Origin of the sequence: Mycobacterium sp. SMC-18, assembly GCF_045310895.1 — a bacterium.
Lineage (GTDB): Bacteria > Actinomycetota > Actinomycetes > Mycobacteriales > Mycobacteriaceae > Mycobacterium.
This window is the reverse complement of record NZ_JBJIAL010000004.1, coordinates 81,824-96,080: the sequence shown is the minus strand read 5'-3', so window position 1 is coordinate 96,080 and position 14,257 is coordinate 81,824. Positions and strand designations below refer to the sequence as shown.

At 69.1% G+C, this 14,257-nt stretch carries 14 protein-coding genes; 5 read left to right on the top strand and 9 right to left on the bottom strand.

Annotated features, from left to right (window positions below; genetic code table 11):
- Positions 1-20: 20 nt before the first annotated feature.
- A complete protein-coding gene (locus tag ACJH6J_RS04915) occupies positions 21-1,271 on the top strand; it encodes a cytochrome P450 (protein ID WP_226519497.1) in 1,251 nt (416 codons plus the stop codon).
- Here the strand turns inward: ACJH6J_RS04915 and ACJH6J_RS04910 are convergent.
- On the bottom strand, positions 1,237-1,878 hold the full coding sequence (locus ACJH6J_RS04910; RefSeq protein ID WP_226519498.1) for a TetR/AcrR family transcriptional regulator: 642 nt from the start codon (positions 1,876-1,878) through the stop codon (positions 1,237-1,239). The genes ACJH6J_RS04915 and ACJH6J_RS04910 overlap by 35 nt on opposite strands.
- Before the next feature lie 83 nt (positions 1,879-1,961).
- Here ACJH6J_RS04910 and ACJH6J_RS04905 point away from each other — a divergent pair, with 83 nt between their 5' ends.
- Positions 1,962-3,524 (top strand): MFS transporter, encoded by a 1,563-nt coding sequence (locus ACJH6J_RS04905; RefSeq protein ID WP_226519499.1) that lies wholly within the window; start codon positions 1,962-1,964, stop codon positions 3,522-3,524.
- A 268-nt stretch (positions 3,525-3,792) separates the two neighbouring features.
- Here ACJH6J_RS04905 and mftG read toward each other — a convergent pair whose 3' ends face one another.
- From mftG to mftA, 7 genes are all read right to left on the bottom strand, one after another.
- Positions 3,793-5,202, bottom strand: a complete 1,410-nt coding sequence (gene mftG, locus ACJH6J_RS04900) for a mycofactocin system GMC family oxidoreductase MftG (RefSeq protein ID WP_226519500.1) — start codon at positions 5,200-5,202, stop codon at positions 3,793-3,795.
- Positions 5,199-6,617, bottom strand: a complete 1,419-nt coding sequence (gene mftF, locus ACJH6J_RS04895; RefSeq protein ID WP_226519501.1) for a mycofactocin biosynthesis glycosyltransferase MftF — start codon at positions 6,615-6,617, stop codon at positions 5,199-5,201. Before mftF ends, mftG begins: the two co-directional genes overlap by 4 nt.
- Before the next feature lie 13 nt (positions 6,618-6,630).
- Positions 6,631-7,416: a mycofactocin biosynthesis peptidyl-dipeptidase MftE gene (mftE, locus tag ACJH6J_RS04890; protein ID WP_226522247.1), complete on the bottom strand. Its 786-nt coding sequence runs from the start codon at positions 7,414-7,416 to the stop codon at positions 6,631-6,633.
- A 137-nt stretch (positions 7,417-7,553) separates the two neighbouring features.
- Positions 7,554-8,729 carry a pre-mycofactocin synthase MftD gene (gene mftD, locus ACJH6J_RS04885; RefSeq protein ID WP_226519502.1) on the bottom strand — a complete coding sequence of 392 codons (1,176 nt, stop codon included), beginning with the start codon at positions 8,727-8,729 and terminating at the stop codon, positions 7,554-7,556.
- Positions 8,730-8,732: 3 nt separating this feature from the next.
- Entirely contained in the window at positions 8,733-9,923 is a 1,191-nt protein-coding gene (gene mftC, locus ACJH6J_RS04880; RefSeq protein ID WP_226519503.1) for a mycofactocin radical SAM maturase, read from the bottom strand.
- The gene (mftB, locus tag ACJH6J_RS04875; protein ID WP_020101387.1) at positions 9,920-10,255 is read right to left on the bottom strand and encodes a mycofactocin biosynthesis chaperone MftB; all 336 of its coding nucleotides are present in this window, start codon (positions 10,253-10,255) and stop codon (positions 9,920-9,922) included. The genes mftC and mftB overlap by 4 nt, the downstream gene beginning before the upstream one ends.
- A gap of 2 nt (positions 10,256-10,257) precedes the next feature.
- Positions 10,258-10,353: a mycofactocin precursor MftA gene (gene mftA, locus ACJH6J_RS04870; RefSeq protein ID WP_226519504.1), complete on the bottom strand. Its 96-nt coding sequence runs from the start codon at positions 10,351-10,353 to the stop codon at positions 10,258-10,260.
- Between the two features lie 101 nt (positions 10,354-10,454).
- Here mftA and mftR point away from each other — a divergent pair, with 101 nt between their 5' ends.
- The 3 genes from mftR (at position 10,455) to ACJH6J_RS04855 (ending at position 12,995) form a co-directional block, all read left to right on the top strand.
- Entirely contained in the window at positions 10,455-11,087 is a 633-nt protein-coding gene (mftR, locus tag ACJH6J_RS04865) for a mycofactocin system transcriptional regulator (protein ID WP_226519505.1), read from the top strand.
- Positions 11,088-11,163: 76 nt separating this feature from the next.
- Positions 11,164-11,721 carry an RNA polymerase sigma factor gene (locus ACJH6J_RS04860; RefSeq protein WP_212806922.1) on the top strand — a complete coding sequence of 186 codons (558 nt, stop codon included), beginning with the start codon at positions 11,164-11,166 and terminating at the stop codon, positions 11,719-11,721.
- Between the two features lie 2 nt (positions 11,722-11,723).
- Positions 11,724-12,995, top strand: coding sequence for a VOC family protein (locus tag ACJH6J_RS04855; RefSeq protein WP_406803662.1), 1,272 nt, complete (start codon positions 11,724-11,726; stop codon positions 12,993-12,995).
- A gap of 52 nt (positions 12,996-13,047) precedes the next feature.
- On the opposite strand, the gene ACJH6J_RS04850 is transcribed toward ACJH6J_RS04855, so the two are convergent.
- On the bottom strand, positions 13,048-14,220 hold the full coding sequence (locus ACJH6J_RS04850; protein ID WP_406803609.1) for an NAD(P)/FAD-dependent oxidoreductase: 1,173 nt from the start codon (positions 14,218-14,220) through the stop codon (positions 13,048-13,050).
- Between the last annotated feature and the right edge of the window lie 37 nt (positions 14,221-14,257).

The following is a 14,257-nucleotide window of genomic DNA, read 5'->3' as shown; positions in this document are numbered from 1 at the left end:
GCGTCTGCGTGAGGAGTTCAATGACTGCACCCACCACCGACGAGGCCGCGAAGGTCCTCGCCGCCCCCTCCGCCTACGCCGACGACGACCGGTTGCACACCGCCCTGACCCGCCTCCGCGCTACGAATCCCGTTGCCTGGGTTGACAATCCGCCGTACCGGCCGTTCTGGGCGATCACCAAGCACGCCGACATCATGGCCATCGAGCGCGACAACAACCTCTTCATCAGCGAGCCCCGCCCGCTGCTCATGAAAGCCGACGCCGAAGATCTGCTGAAGGCGCAGGCCGAGGCGGGGATGGGGCTGCGCACGCTCATCCACATGGACGACCCGCACCACCGGAAGATCCGCGCCATCGGCGCCGACTGGTTCCGGCCCAAGGCCATGCGCGACCTGAAGGTCCGGGTGGACGAGCTCGCGAAGCGGTACGTCGACCGGATGCGCGACATCGGCCCCGAGTGCGACTTCGTCGAGGAGATCGCGATCCAGTTCCCGCTCTACGTGATCATGTCGCTGCTCGGCCTCCCCGAGGAGGACTACGACCGCATGCACACCCTCACGCAGGAGATGTTCGGCGGCGACGACGAGGAGTACTCACGCGGCCAGACACCGGAAGAGCTGTTCGCCGTGCTGCTCGACTTCTTCCAGTACTTCGCCGCGCTGACCGCATCCCGGCGGGCCAACCCGACCGATGACCTGGCGTCGGCGATCGCGAACGGCCGCATCGACGGCGAACCGCTCAGCGACATGGACACCGCGTCCTACTACGTGATCGTGGCCAGCGCCGGCCACGACACCACCAAGGACGCCATCTCGGGTGGGCTGCATGCGCTCATCCAGAATCCCGGCGAGCTGGCCCGCCTGAAGGCGAATCCCGATCTGATGTCCACGGCCGTCGAGGAGATGATCCGGTGGAGCACACCGGTGAAGGAATTCATGCGCACCGCGACCGCCGACACGGTCGTGCGCGGGGTGCCGATCGCCGCGGGCGAATCCGTCTATCTCGCTTACGTTTCCGGTAACCGCGACGAAGAGGTGTTCACCGATCCGTTCCGGTTCGACGTCGGGCGCGAGCCGAACAAGCACCTGGCGTTCGGCTACGGCGTCCACTTCTGTCTGGGTGCCGCACTGGCGCGCATGGAGATGAACAGCCTGTTCTCCGAACTGCTGCCCCGACTGGACTCGATCGAATTGGCCGGTACCCCGGAGCTTTCCGCGACGACGTTCGTCGGCGGCTTCAAGCACCTGCCGATCCGGTACTCGCTGCGCTGATGCGATGAGTCGCGAGGAAGCCGTCGACGGCGGCGACGGCGATCTCGCGATAGTCGAAGTCGGGCAGGGTGCTGAGCTTGCCGAGCACGATCGGGCCGAGTAACAACGCCGCGGCGCGGACCCGGTCGACGTCACCCAACTCGGCGACAGCCTCGGGGCTGGACAGCACCGCCTCGAACGGGGCGGCGTACTGCTCGGCCACGCGTTCCCGCAAGTTACGGACCTCGATGCTCTCGGTCCCCGCCGTGCCCCACGGCAGGTGTTCGAGGTTGCCACCGAGCGTCAGCCACGACATGGCCGCCAGGCTGACCGGCGCCTCGGCGATCAGTTCCGCCTGCGCGCGCACGAGCGCGATCAACCGCTCGCGCAGGTTCCCCTCGGCGAGCGGCACGGGAGCCGGCGGGATGAGCGCGTGAAATGCCGCTGCCAGCAGGTCATTTCCGCTGGCATAGTGCCGGTAGAGCGTCGCCCTGGCCACATTGGACGCGCGGATCACCGCGTCGACGGTCACGGCACTGGGACCGCCGGTGCGCAGGAGGGCGGTCGCCGCCTCGAGGAGCCGCGCCCGTGACCGGGCCGGCCGGGGGTCGCCGTATTCGCTGGACAACGCAGTTCACCTTCCGGACGCCAAACAAGACTGTTAGTCTCGTTTGAAGATCAGCAGTCTTGAAACTACCGGAAGGTGGCCGCATGGCCGACAAGGCGAGCGTGGTGAGCCCCCGGGCCGGTACCACGCCGCCGACGGCCGCCGCACCCATCGCGCGGAACCGCACCTGGACCCTTCTGGTGGCGTGTTCCGGTGTGCTGGTGGTGATTTCGTCGATGGTCGCGCTCAACACCGCGCTCGGTGACATCGCCATGGCAACGTCGGCGAACCAGACCCAGCTGACCTGGATCATCGACAGTTACACACTGACGCTGGCCTGCCTGCTGCTGCCCGCCGGCGCCCTCGGCGACCGCTACGGCCGGCGCGGTGCCCTGCTGTTCGGTCTGGCCATCTTCGCGGCGGCCTCGATCGTCCCGGCGGTCAGCACCGATCCCTTGCACATCATCGGCGCCCGCGCGGTCGCCGGAGTGGGCGCCGCCTTCATCATGCCGGCGACGCTGTCCCTGATCACCGCCTCGTACCCGGCCGACCAGCGCACCAAGGCGGTGGGCATCTGGGCCGGGATGGCCGGCTGTGGTGGCGTGTTCGGCATGCTGGGATCCGGTGTGCTGCTGCACTTCTGGCCCTGGCAGTCGATCTTCTGGGCCTTCGCCGGCGCCGGACTGGTCCTGATGGTCATGAGCACGACCATCACGACGTCGCGCGATGCGGAGGCCCGCACCTTGGACGTCGCCGGCGCGATCGTCATCGCCGCCGCGGTCGCCGCGCTGGTGTACGGCATCCTCGCGGCACCCGATCGGGGCTGGACACATCCGGTGGTGCTGGGTGGTATCGCCGGCGGCCTGATCCTGGCCGGGGCGTTCGCGATCATCGAGCTCCGGGCCCGGTACCCCCTGCTGGATGTGCGGCTGTTTCTCGATCGCCAGTTCGGCACCGGAGCCGCGGCCATCACGGTGCTGTTCCTGGTGATGTTCGGCTTCTTCTACCTGGCGATGCAATTCATGCAACTGGTCATGGGCTACAGCCCGCTGGGAACGGCACTGGCCCTGTCCCCGCTGGCGGTGCCGATGCTCATCCTGTCCCCGCTGTCGTCGTGGTACCTGCCGAAGCTGGGATTGCGCCTCGTGGTGCTCATCGGCCTGGGGCTGCTGTCCGCCGGCCTGCTGTCCCTATGTCTGGTGCGCATCGACTCGTCGTACTGGGCCCTGGCGTGGCCGCTGCTGGTGGTGAGCACCGGAGTCGGAATATTCACCGCGCCAACGACTTCCGCCATCATGACATCGGTACCGGACGGCAAACAGGGGGTGGCGTCGGCGGTCAACGACACCACCCGGGAGGTGGGTGCCGCCCTCGGCATCGCGCTGACCGGCTCCCTCCTGGCAGCCGGATACACCGAACACATCGGGCCCGCCGCGGCCGGTTTTCCGGCCCCGGTACAAGACGCGGCACGCGGCTCGCTGGCCGGTGCGGTGGCCGCGGCGCCCCATCTGGGCCCGGTCGGTGGTCAGCTCCTGGCCGTGGCCCGCGTGGCGTTCCTGCACGGCATGCATACAACACTCGTGGTGCTGGCGTCGATCACCGCGGTCGCGGGCGTACTGATCGCATTCTGGGCGCCCGGCCGCGACCGCACACCGCCCAACGACTAGTCTGCACAGGCATTTTCGCGATTCGCGTGCGCCAGGTACCACTCAGCGGCTAGGGCGTGGGTCGGTAACACAATTGACTGTGCGTCCACGCAATTCGGTCTCGAGCTTTTCCTGCGCCAGTGCACAGTCAACGCCCACAAGGCATTTGCTTGTCAAGTGCCCAGCCCCTAGCGGCCGACTGTGCAACCAGATCGCCTCTGCCCACGAATTCGCGATCTGACCGCACGCTCGCGCTACACCCCACCCGAACCGTTACCGACCCGCGCTCCTAGGACGCGATGAACCCGGCGGCCCGGTGCGCCAGCATGACGATGGTCGCGTGCGGGCCCCGGCCGGTGATGCCGGGCAGCGCGGCGCCGTCGGCCACCCACAACCCGTCGACGCCGCGCACCCGGCACTGCGGATCGAGGACGGCACGCTCGTCGCCGTCGGCCCCCATCGGCGCCGTGGCCGCCAGATGCTGCGCCGTGGACCAGGCGGGCTCGCCACCGGCGACGGCGTCACCGAACAGGTCGCGGCACAGTTCGTGACCGGCGTGCAGCGCGGCGGCATCGGCCGGGTCGGCGTCATAGCGGTGTTCGATGATGGGACGGACGTCGGGATCGTCCGACACCAACAGGACCCGGCCCTGCGCGCGCGGCCGCATCAGCGAGATGCCGAGGTGCACCGGGTCCGCACCGGCGGCGACCCCGCCGGTCATGGCCGCGAAACCCCACGTGTACGGCCGGATCTCCAATTCCTCAGTGGTGAGCAGCAATTCGAGCGGCGGGCGGCCGGGCTCGGCGGGCCAGGTGGTCGGCACCACCCATTCCGGATGATCGGCGCACGCGGCCCCCACCGGCAGGTCCGCCACCACCGGCACGCCGACGCCCCGCAACTGCGCGGCCGGGCCGATCCCGGACAGCAGCAACAGATGCGCGGATTCAATTGCCCCGGCGCACAACACGATCCGGTCGGCATACCGGTCCGCCACTCCCTCGGGACCGAGACATCTGACCCCCACCGCGCGGTGGCCGTCGAACAGCACCCGCAGACCGCGGGTACCGGCGAGCACCGTCAGGTTGTCGCGGCCGCGCGCGGCCGTCAGGTAGACCTCGCCGGGACCGTGCCGGTGGCCGGTGTCATCGATGTTGAGTGGCACCGCACCGAGGCCGGGCCGGACCCCGGCCGCGGCGTTGAGATCGTCGATCCAGGGGTACCGGCCGCCCGCCGCATCACGGAAAGCCTGTGAGGACGCTGCGAATTCGCTGAGACGGCGAACCGGGACCGGGCCGGCCGCGCCGTGCTCGGCACCGTCGCCGAAGTCGTGGTCCGTCTCGATGGCGCGATAGTGCGGCAGGACGTCGGGCCAGGACCAGCCCGGCACCGCCCAGGCCGCGAAGTCCGCCGGCCAGGCCCGGCAGAAGTAGCCGCCATTGATCGCCCCGGACCCGCCGAGCACCCGCCCGCGCACGATGTCCGCGGACCGCACCGGGTTCTGCGTCAGCGTCGTGCGGTGCTGTCGCGCCACCGTGCTGTCGACGCCGATGGGCAGCACCCAGCCCGGTTCCGGGCGGATCGTGCCGCCGGTCTCCAGCAGCGTCACCTGACAGCCGGGGTCGGCCGAAAGACGCTCGGCCAGAACGCAGCCGGCGCTGCCGGCCCCGACGATCAGGACGTCATCGCGACGTGGGCTCAAGTCCGGATCTGCGGCTTGAGCGCACCCAGATGCCGCTCGCGCACCACGCCGCCCCACAGCCCGAGACCGTAGGCGATGTCGTCGAGGCGCTTCAGCAGCAGGTAGGCCAGCAGGCCCACGCGCTGGGTGTTGTCGTCGACCGTGTGGTGGCGGCGGGCCCAGTCGACGACGCCGTCCACGATCGCGGCGATCAGCACCACTTGACGCCAGCGCCGGAAACACACCGCCAGCACGAGAGCCACCGGCCAGTAGTGCCGGCACAGCGCCGCGGCGAGTTGCAGGGCCGCGGCCCACAGTCCCTGCGCGGCGACGGCAGCGACCTCACGCGGCTCGGTGTCGACCGACCGCAGCGAGTTGGCGATGCGCCGGCCGGTGATTGCGGCGGCGATGGTCGACGCCAGGTAGCCCACGCCGGACCCCATGGCCAGCAGCACCCAGACCACCAGCGTCCAGCCGGAAATGACCAGCGGCGCCGTCTTGCCCGGGTGCCGCACCGACAGCGGTGCGGCCGAGGAACCGTAAAAGGCCTTGCGGGTGAACCACTCTCGCAGTGCGGTGCGGTGATCGTGGCCGACGAGCGCGATCGGTTCGTACCGCAGCCGGGCCCCGGCCTCGATGAACCGCCAGCACAGGTCCACGTCCTCGCCCGACTGCAGCGACTCGTCGAAACCGCCCACCTGGTCCAGCGCCGCCCGCCGGCAGATGATGGCCGCGCTCGGCACATAGGCCACCATGCCGTACGGCACCACCGGGGCTTCCCGCATGCCGAGGTCGAGCGACGACCGCACCGCCTCGTAGCGCGCGATCAGATTGTCGGGCTCGTGCAAGCCGACGATGCGCGGCGCGACCAACGCGACGGCAGGGTCGCAAAAGTGCCCCAGCAGCGCTTCCAGCCACCCGCGACGGGGCACCACGTCCGAGTCCAGGAACGCGACGAAGTCGGTCTCGCAGGCGGCCAGCCCGGTGTTGCGGGCCGCGGCCGGTCCCCGGCTGACGTCGTGCCGGAGCACCCGCACGTCGCAGTGGCCGGCCAGGTCGCAGAAGTCCGCGGCCTGCAGTGGCACCACCGAGCCGTCGTCGACCACGACGACGCGCATGCCGCGCAGGGACCGCACCAGCCGGGCGACACCAACGGCGTTGTCACGTACCGGAATCACGACGGTCACGTCGAGGTGCGACGGCCCGGTCGCCGGCCGGGGGTGTGCCACCGTGGCGTCGAGCAGCGTGCGGGCCAGCTGCGCGCTCTGGGCGTCGTGCACCTCCAGGCGGCCACGGTCGAGCATGGTCTGCGCCGCCGGAGCCAGCTTCAGCAATCGCGTCGGTGAGCCACCGAGCAGCGCGGCGCCTTCCCCCAGCACCTTGACTCGGCGATCCACTTGGACGGCAAAGCCGTCAGGCAGCCGCGGCCCAGTCACTGTCCCACCCCCGTCACGCGAGCATCCCCCCAGAGCTCGGCTGCCATGCGCTGATCCGGCGCACGGAGCCGTCGACCATTTCTGCAAAGATACGGGACCCGTCGACGGCGGTGGCAGTCGTCGGATCGCCCAGCACCCCGACCGGGCTGACCGCAGCCACCCCGCCGCGACGCATTGCCGGCAGCAGCTCCGGCAACGGTGCGGTGTTGCCGACGACACTTTCGTCGACCCAGACGTCGGCCGGTGAAAGGTGCAGCAGTACAGACGTTTCGGTATGGCCCGCGTGGGCGTCCGCACCGGCGGCCGCACACGGGCACCAGGCCACATCGCGCCCCTCGGCCCGCAGCAGCGTGGTCGCCGCCGTCAGCGCCGCGACGTTGCCGCCGTGGCCGTTGACGAACACGATCCGGCGGGCCCAGTTGCAGGCCGACCGCCCGAACTCGACCAGCAAATGTTCCAGCGCCGCCAGGCCGATCGAGATGGTGCCGGGAAAGCTCTCGTGCTCACCGCTGGCCCCGTAGCTGATGGCCGGCGCGACCAACCACGCCGACCGAGCGACGCCGTCGGCCCGGTCTGGTTCCGCAGCCTCACACAACCGCGCGGCCACGGACCGCGACACCGCCTCAGCGATCCGGGTATCGGTATCCAGCGGCAGGTGCGGCCCATGCTGCTCGGTGGAACCAATCGGGACGATCAACGAAGGCCGCAGGGATTCCAACTGCCTCGACGTCGAGTTCCCGAGCTCGCTGGGAAAAGGCACCCGCCGATGGTAAGCCGAATTTGCCCGCTGTGCGCCAATTGTTGCCGTATACGCAACAATTCGTAGCGAATGGTCAAATCGCCGCGGTTGTCAAGACCCCGGCGACCATCACGTCAGCCACGTCAGCACCGCGCGTATCAGCCGACCCGTCGAATCCCGCCGGACCGCCCGGCGGCTCAGCCGCCCAGCCGCCGGGTGAAGCCTTCCGGCACCAGGATGTCGTCCGGCCCGAGGTCGTGAATCGAGCCCTTGCCCAGACCACGCAGTGCCGAGTCGATACCGCCGTGCATGATGTCCAGCACGTTCTCGACGCCGGCCTGTCCTTCGGCCGCCAGCCCCCACAGGTAGGCCCGGCCGAGCATGACCGCCCGGGCACCCAGCGCCAGCGCCTTGACCACGTCGCTGCCGCGACGGATACCGCCGTCCAGCAAAACCTCGACCTGGTCGCCGACGGCCTCGGCGATGGCGGGCAGCGCCCGGATCGACGCGGGGGTGCTGTCCAGGTTGTTGCCACCGTGGTTGGACACCGAGATGGCCGAAACACCGGCATCCACAGCACGTTTGGCGTCGTCGATGCGCATGACGCCCTTGAGCATGAACGGGCCGCCCCACAGCTCGCGCAGCCAGGCGATGTCCTCCCAGGTCGGCGCCGGCGTACCCATCCATTCGCCGTAGGCGTGGAAGAACGGCGGCGCGGGCTGACCGTTGATGGCCTGGTTCGGCACGCACAACTCCGGCGGACGCAGGGTCTTGCCCCAGGTCCACATGTAGCGCGGCTTGGTGATGACCTCAGGGCTCATCTTGATGATGGTCTTGATGTCCATCTTTTCCGGGATCTTGGGGCTGCCCCAGTCCCGGCCGTGGCTGAAGCTCCAGTCGGTGGTGACGATCAGGCCCTTCGCGCCGGCCGCGCGGGCCCGCTCCGCCCGGGCCGCGATGTCGTCGCGGCTGCCGAGCCAGTAGATCTGGAAGAACGTCTTGGGGTTGGCGGCGATGACCTCTTCCATCGGCTTGCTCGCGAACGACGACAGCCCCATGGCGGTGCCGCGGGCCGCGGCGGCGCGCGCGACGGCGACCTCACCGTCGGGGTGGATCGCCTGCACGCCGGTCGGAGAAATAATCACGGGCAGTGAAATCTCTTGACCCATAACCGTTGTGGACATCTCACGCTTGTCCAGCGCGCCGATGACGTGCGGCGCGAAGCCGAGCTCACCGAACGCCGCGACGTTGTCGGCGACCGTCAGGCCCTTCTCGCTCGCCGAGATCAGCGAGGAGTAGGCGGACTTGGGGAGCCGCTTCTTCGCGCGCTCCTGCGCGATCGCGACGGTTTCGAACCAGGTATCACGGGCCATGATCTAAACAGGACTTTCGTTACAGAATTTCTGGGGAGCCTTGGCCGGCATGGCCAACAGCTTGAGCGGAACCGGCCCCTTGCGGCCGCCGCTGCGGGAGTGGTCGAGATGCGACTTGGGCTTGTCGCGATCGAGCGCCAGGGCGGGCTCGCCGTAGCCCTGCACGCACTCGGGGTCCGGGCCGTCCATGGGCAGGCCGGTGAAGAACTTGGCCGCCATGCAGCCGCCGCGGCAGCTGTCGTAGTGGTCGCAGCTGCTGCAGGCGCCGGCCGACTGCGGTTCCCGAAGCTCGCGGAACAGCGGGGCGTTCTGCCAGACGTCCTGGAACCCGTTGTCGCTGAGGATGTTTCCCGCCAGGAAGCGCTCATGGATGGCGAACGGGCAGGCGTACACGTCACCAACGGGGTCGATGAGGCACACGACACGACCGGCGCCGCACAGGTTCAGGCCGGCCAGCGCGCCCGGCTCACCGAGACCCGACAGGTGGAAGAACGAGTCACCCGTGAGCACCCGCTCGCCCTTGGCGACCAGCCAGTTGTAGAGCTGCACCTGCTGCTCGGCGGTGGGGTGCAGGTCATCCCACACGTCGGCGCCGCGGCCCGACGGACGCAGCCGCGTGATGCGCAGGGTGGCGCCGTAGTTATCGGCCAGGGCCTTGAAATCGTCGAGCTGGTCGACGTTGTGCCGGGTGACGACGACCGAGATCTTGGCGTCCTTGAAACCGGCGTTCTTCAAGTTCTCCAGCGCCCGGACGGCCATGGCGAACGAGCCCGGGCCGCGCACCGCGTCGTTGATCTCCGCGGTGGCGCCGTCGAGCGAAATCTGAACGTCCACATAGTCACTCGCGGCCAGCTTGGCCGCGACCGCCTCGTCGATGCGCACCCCGTTGGTGGAGAACTTGACGCCGACGTGGTGCTCGGTGGCGTAGTCGACGAGCTCCCAGAAGTCAGACCGCACGGTCGGCTCGCCGCCGCCGATGTTCACGTAGAACACCTGCATGCGCTCGAGCTCGTCGATGATGTCCTTGCACTGCCGGGTGCTCAGCTCGCGCGGGTCGCGCTTGCCCGACGACGACAGGCAGTGCACGCAGGACAGGTTGCAGGCGTAGGTCAGTTCCCAGGTGAGGCAGATGGGCGCGTCGAGGCCGTGCTCGAACTGCTCGATCAGCCGGGGCACGGGTGCCGTTGCGGTCATGAAGCGGTGGATCCTTCGGGGCTGTTCTGGTCTGCCGGGATCAGCATCTTGGACTGGACCAGCACGCCGAACGCGTGCAGATACGGCCCCTGCTGGGCATCGTCGATGCCGGCGGCGCGGCAGGCGCTGCGCACGTCCGGATGGTCGCCGAGGGAGTTGACGATCTCGACGATGGTGCGATTCTTCAGGAACGAAAGTTTGCGCGTACCAAAGTGATACAGGAGGGCGCCGAACGGTTCCGGACGGACGGCGACCTGGTGGTGCAGCCGCCAGCCGCGGTCAGGATCGAAGGCCGCCTCGGGCCCGGTCCGGGCCGCGGCTGGTGCAGACACGGTCAGTAGACCCCGCACATACCGTCGATCGAGACCTCTTCGACCAGAGTTTCGGTGACCAGTTCGGTGCTGGATTCAGCCTGCTGATTCGAGTCCATGGATCGCCCCTTTCGCTACCGTGGCAGTTGTCGGGACTCGACAACTGTGATCCAAGTCGCAAGAATATGGCATCGAGTGCCGAAAAGGAAGGGCGGGTCTGATGAGGACCGAAACGGAGCGTCCCGTGCCCGAAGCCGGGACCGCCCCACAGCACGGCCGCGTCGGCCGTCGCCGCTCCACCACGCGCGACCACATCACCGATGTGGCCCTCGAGCTCTTCGCGACCCGCGGCTTCGACGACGTCAGCGTCGACGACGTCGCCCACGCCGCCGGCATCTCCCGGCGCACCCTGTTTCGGTACTTCTCGTCGAAGAATGCCATCCCGTGGGCCGACTTCGACGCGAGTCTGACCAATCTGCGGGACCTGTTGAATGCCGTCCCCCACGACGTCCCGCTGGACACCGCACTGCGCTCGGCATTGTTGGAATTCAACAGCTTTGACGAAGCCGAGACACCCCGGCACCGGCGCCGGATGCAGGTGATCCTGCAGACCGACGCGCTGCAGGCCTACTCGATGACGATGTACGCGGGCTGGCGCGGCGTGATCGCGGCATTCGTCGCGCGCCGGCTGGACACCAAGCCGACGGCGCTGCTGCCGCAGACGGTGGCGTGGACGGTGCTCGGGGTGGCGCTGACCGCCTACGAGCAGTGGCTCGCCGACGAGACCGTCTCACTCCCCGATGCCTTGGGCGAGGCCTTCGACATCGTCCGCGACGGCCTCCGCGCCGTGTGATTTGTGCACGGTTTTCCGCGGTCAGCGCGGAAAACCGTGCACAAATCACAAGAAGTTGCGGTTGGGGCGTCGGAAAATGAGCGCCCGGCGCGACGATAAGGGTGTGAGGGGCGAATCAGACGGTGATGCTCCGCAGACGCTGCTGGCGCTGTACGACACGGCGCTGCCCGTGGTCTACGGGTACTTCGTGCGGCGCTGCGGTGACCGGGGCACCGCGGAAGACCTGACGTCGGAGACGTTTCTGGCGGCGATGGACGCCGCCCGCCGGGATTCACCACCGGCGATCTCGGTGCCCTGGTTGATCGGCGTGGCCCGGCACAAGCTGGCCGACCACTACCGGCGCAGGCACGACCGCTTCACCGTCCCCGTACCCGAAACACCCGAGCCCGCAGAGCCTTTCGACGACTGGGACGCCGAGCTGGACCGGATCGTCGCCGAGGCCGCGCTGGCCCGGTTACCCGAACAGCACCGCATGGTGCTGACACTGCGATATCTGGATGACCGCCCGGTGCCCGAATGCGCCGAGTTGATCGGACGCACCGTGCACGCCACCGAGGCCCTGCTGGTACGGGCCAAGCGGGCATTCCGGAGCGAATACCAGGACACCGAATACCAGGACGGAGGTGCGTCATGACCATGCACAACAGTCACGACCCACTGACGGTCCTGGCCGGCGGCGAAAGCCCCGTACAGCCGGACCCGGCCTTCGCGGCCCGGTTGCGGGCGCGTCTGGAAGCCGCCGTCACCCTTCCGAAAGGAGTTGTCATGAGTGGAACCGACACCGCCATCGCCGATCTGAACGCACCTGCCGCCGCCCCGGTCGCGGTGCCCCGGCCCGCGGCCCTGCCCTATCTCGCGGTGGCCGACGCCCGGGCCGCGCTGACCTGGTACGTCGATGCGCTGGGTGCCGTCGTCGTCGGGGACCCGATCGTCATGGACGACGGCCGGATCGGGCACGCCGAGCTGACGCTCTCCGGTGGCGTGCTGTACCTGGCCGACGAGTTCCCCGAGCTCGGCCTGAAAGCACCTGCGGCCCAGTCTGTTTCGGTGAGCCTGATGCTCAACGTGCGCGATACCGACGCCGCGCTCGCGCAGGCCCGGGAGCACGGCGCGCAGGTGCAGCGGGAACCGTACGACGCCCACGGCTCACGGACCGCGGTCGTGATCGACCCGTTCGGGCACCGCTGGATGCTCACCGGACCGGTCCCGGTCACTGTCCCGATCGAGCACGGCGACATCGGCTACATCTCGGTGCAGACACCGGACGCGCAGCGGGCCGCCGCGTTCTACCGGCACGTCCTCGGCTGGGACTACGACCCCGACACCCGCAAGGTGACGGGCAACCGCATGCACACCGGCATCTTCGAGACCACCGGCCCGCAGACGGTGTTCTGCTGCTACGCGGTGCGTGATCTCGACGCCGCCCGGCAGGCGATCCTGGACGCGGGCGGCCGGGTGGGCACGCCCGAGGAGCACGCGTGGGGCCCGACGCTCGACGCCACGGATGCGCTCGGCACCGACTTCGCGGTGTTCCAGCCGGCGCCGGGAATTGCCCGGCCCGAGCTGAACGGCGCAGGGCCAGGCGAACTTTCGTATATGACGTACTACGTCACCGACTCGGCCGCGTTCAAGGATTTCTACGGCGCGGTGCTGGGGTGGACGTTCGAGCCGGGGCGCATCGAGGACGGCTGGGCAGTGCAGGGTTGCCACCCGATGTCCGGCGCGGCCGGCGGCGCCGCACAGTCCGTCGCCGTCCCGATGTGGACCGTGACCGACATCGACGCCGCGGTGGCGCGGGTCCGCGAGGCCGGGGGCACCGTCATCGACGAACCGTCCCGGCAGCCGTACGGCATGTCGGCGGAGTGCATCGACGACCAGGGCGCCCGGTTCTACCTCGGCGCTTTCTGAGGGATTTGTGCACGATTTTCCGCGCCCCGCGCGGAAAATCGTGCACAAATCCCTAGAGGACGTCGGCGATCGGGACGGCGGCCGCGACCTTGGCGCGGTTCTTCATCACCTTGCCCGGCATGCCACCGCCGACGACGCCGCTGACAGCGCCGTCGCGCTCGTAGAACGCCAGGAACTTGCGGCCGTCGTCCTCGACGATGTGCACGGTGTCACCGGCCTTGGGCTCACCGAGGCACTGGATTTTGACGTCGTACTGGTCGCTCCAGAAGTAGGGCACCACCACGGCAGCGGTGGCATCCTGGCCCAGCATCGCCGGCACGATCACCCGCGCCTGCTCGGCCACATTGCTCCAATGTTCCACGCGCACTTGGTGTCCCGCGGCGTCACGCCAGGAGGCGACGTCACCGATGGCCCACACGTTCGGGGCACTGGTTCGGCCGGCGGCGTCGCACACGACGCCGTTGTCGACGGCGATGCCGCTACCTTCGAGCCAGTCGGTCGACGGGCGCGACCCGATACCGACGACGACGACGTCGGCGTCGAGTTCGGTGCCGTCGGCCAGCTGCACCTTCTCGACGTGGCCGGAGCCCGTCACACCGGTGACCCCGACTCCGCACCGCACGTCGACACCCTCGGCGCGGTGCAGCCGGGCCACCAGTTCACCGATCTCGGTACCGAGCACCGACGCCAGCGGCGTGGGCTGCGGCTCCACGATGGTCACCTCGACACCCATCTTGCGCAGGCTGGCCGCCACCTCGCAGCCGATGAACCCGGCGCCGATCACCACGGCACGCTTGGCCGAACCGGCATGCTCACGCAGCGCCAGCGACTCGTCGTAGGTGCGCAACACCCGGATGCCGTCGAGGGCGGGCAGCGACGGGATGGTGCGCGGCACCAGGCCGGTGGCGATGACCAGCTCGTCGTACGCGACGACCTCGCCGTTGGCGCGCGTCACCGTCTGGGCCTCGGTGTCCAGCTTGACCGCGCCCGAGCCGAGCAGCAGCGTGATGTCGTTGTCGGCGTAGAACTCGGCGGGCTTGAGCGTCGTGTCGTCGACCTCGGCGCGCAGCACGTCCTTGGACAGTGGCGGCCGGTCGTACGGCAGATGGACCTCGTCGCTGATCAGCGTGATCGGCCCGGCGTACTCCGCTTTGCGCAGCTGCTCGGCGGTACGTGCAGCGGCCAGACCGCCACCGACGATGACGATGCCTCCGTTTGTAGTCACGTCGGCTTTCTTACACGATGCGGCCGGTGCGAGGTAG

Coding starts and splice junctions, on each gene's coding strand:
- ACJH6J_RS04915 (WP_226519497.1), top strand. CDS start 21: ATGACTGCACCCACCACCGACGAGGCCGCGAAGGTCCTCGCCGCCCCC.
- ACJH6J_RS04905 (WP_226519499.1), top strand. CDS start 1,962: ATGGCCGACAAGGCGAGCGTGGTGAGCCCCCGGGCCGGTACCACGCCG.
- mftD (WP_226519502.1), bottom strand. CDS start 8,729: ATGGCCCGTGATACCTGGTTCGAAACCGTCGCGATCGCGCAGGAGCGC.
- mftC (WP_226519503.1), bottom strand. CDS start 9,923: ATGACCGCAACGGCACCCGTGCCCCGGCTGATCGAGCAGTTCGAGCAC.
- mftA (WP_226519504.1), bottom strand. CDS start 10,353: ATGGACTCGAATCAGCAGGCTGAATCCAGCACCGAACTGGTCACCGAA.
- mftR (WP_226519505.1), top strand. CDS start 10,455: ATGAGGACCGAAACGGAGCGTCCCGTGCCCGAAGCCGGGACCGCCCCA.
- ACJH6J_RS04860 (WP_212806922.1), top strand. CDS start 11,164: ATGAGCGCCCGGCGCGACGATAAGGGTGTGAGGGGCGAATCAGACGGT.
- ACJH6J_RS04855 (WP_406803662.1), top strand. CDS start 11,724: ATGCACAACAGTCACGACCCACTGACGGTCCTGGCCGGCGGCGAAAGC.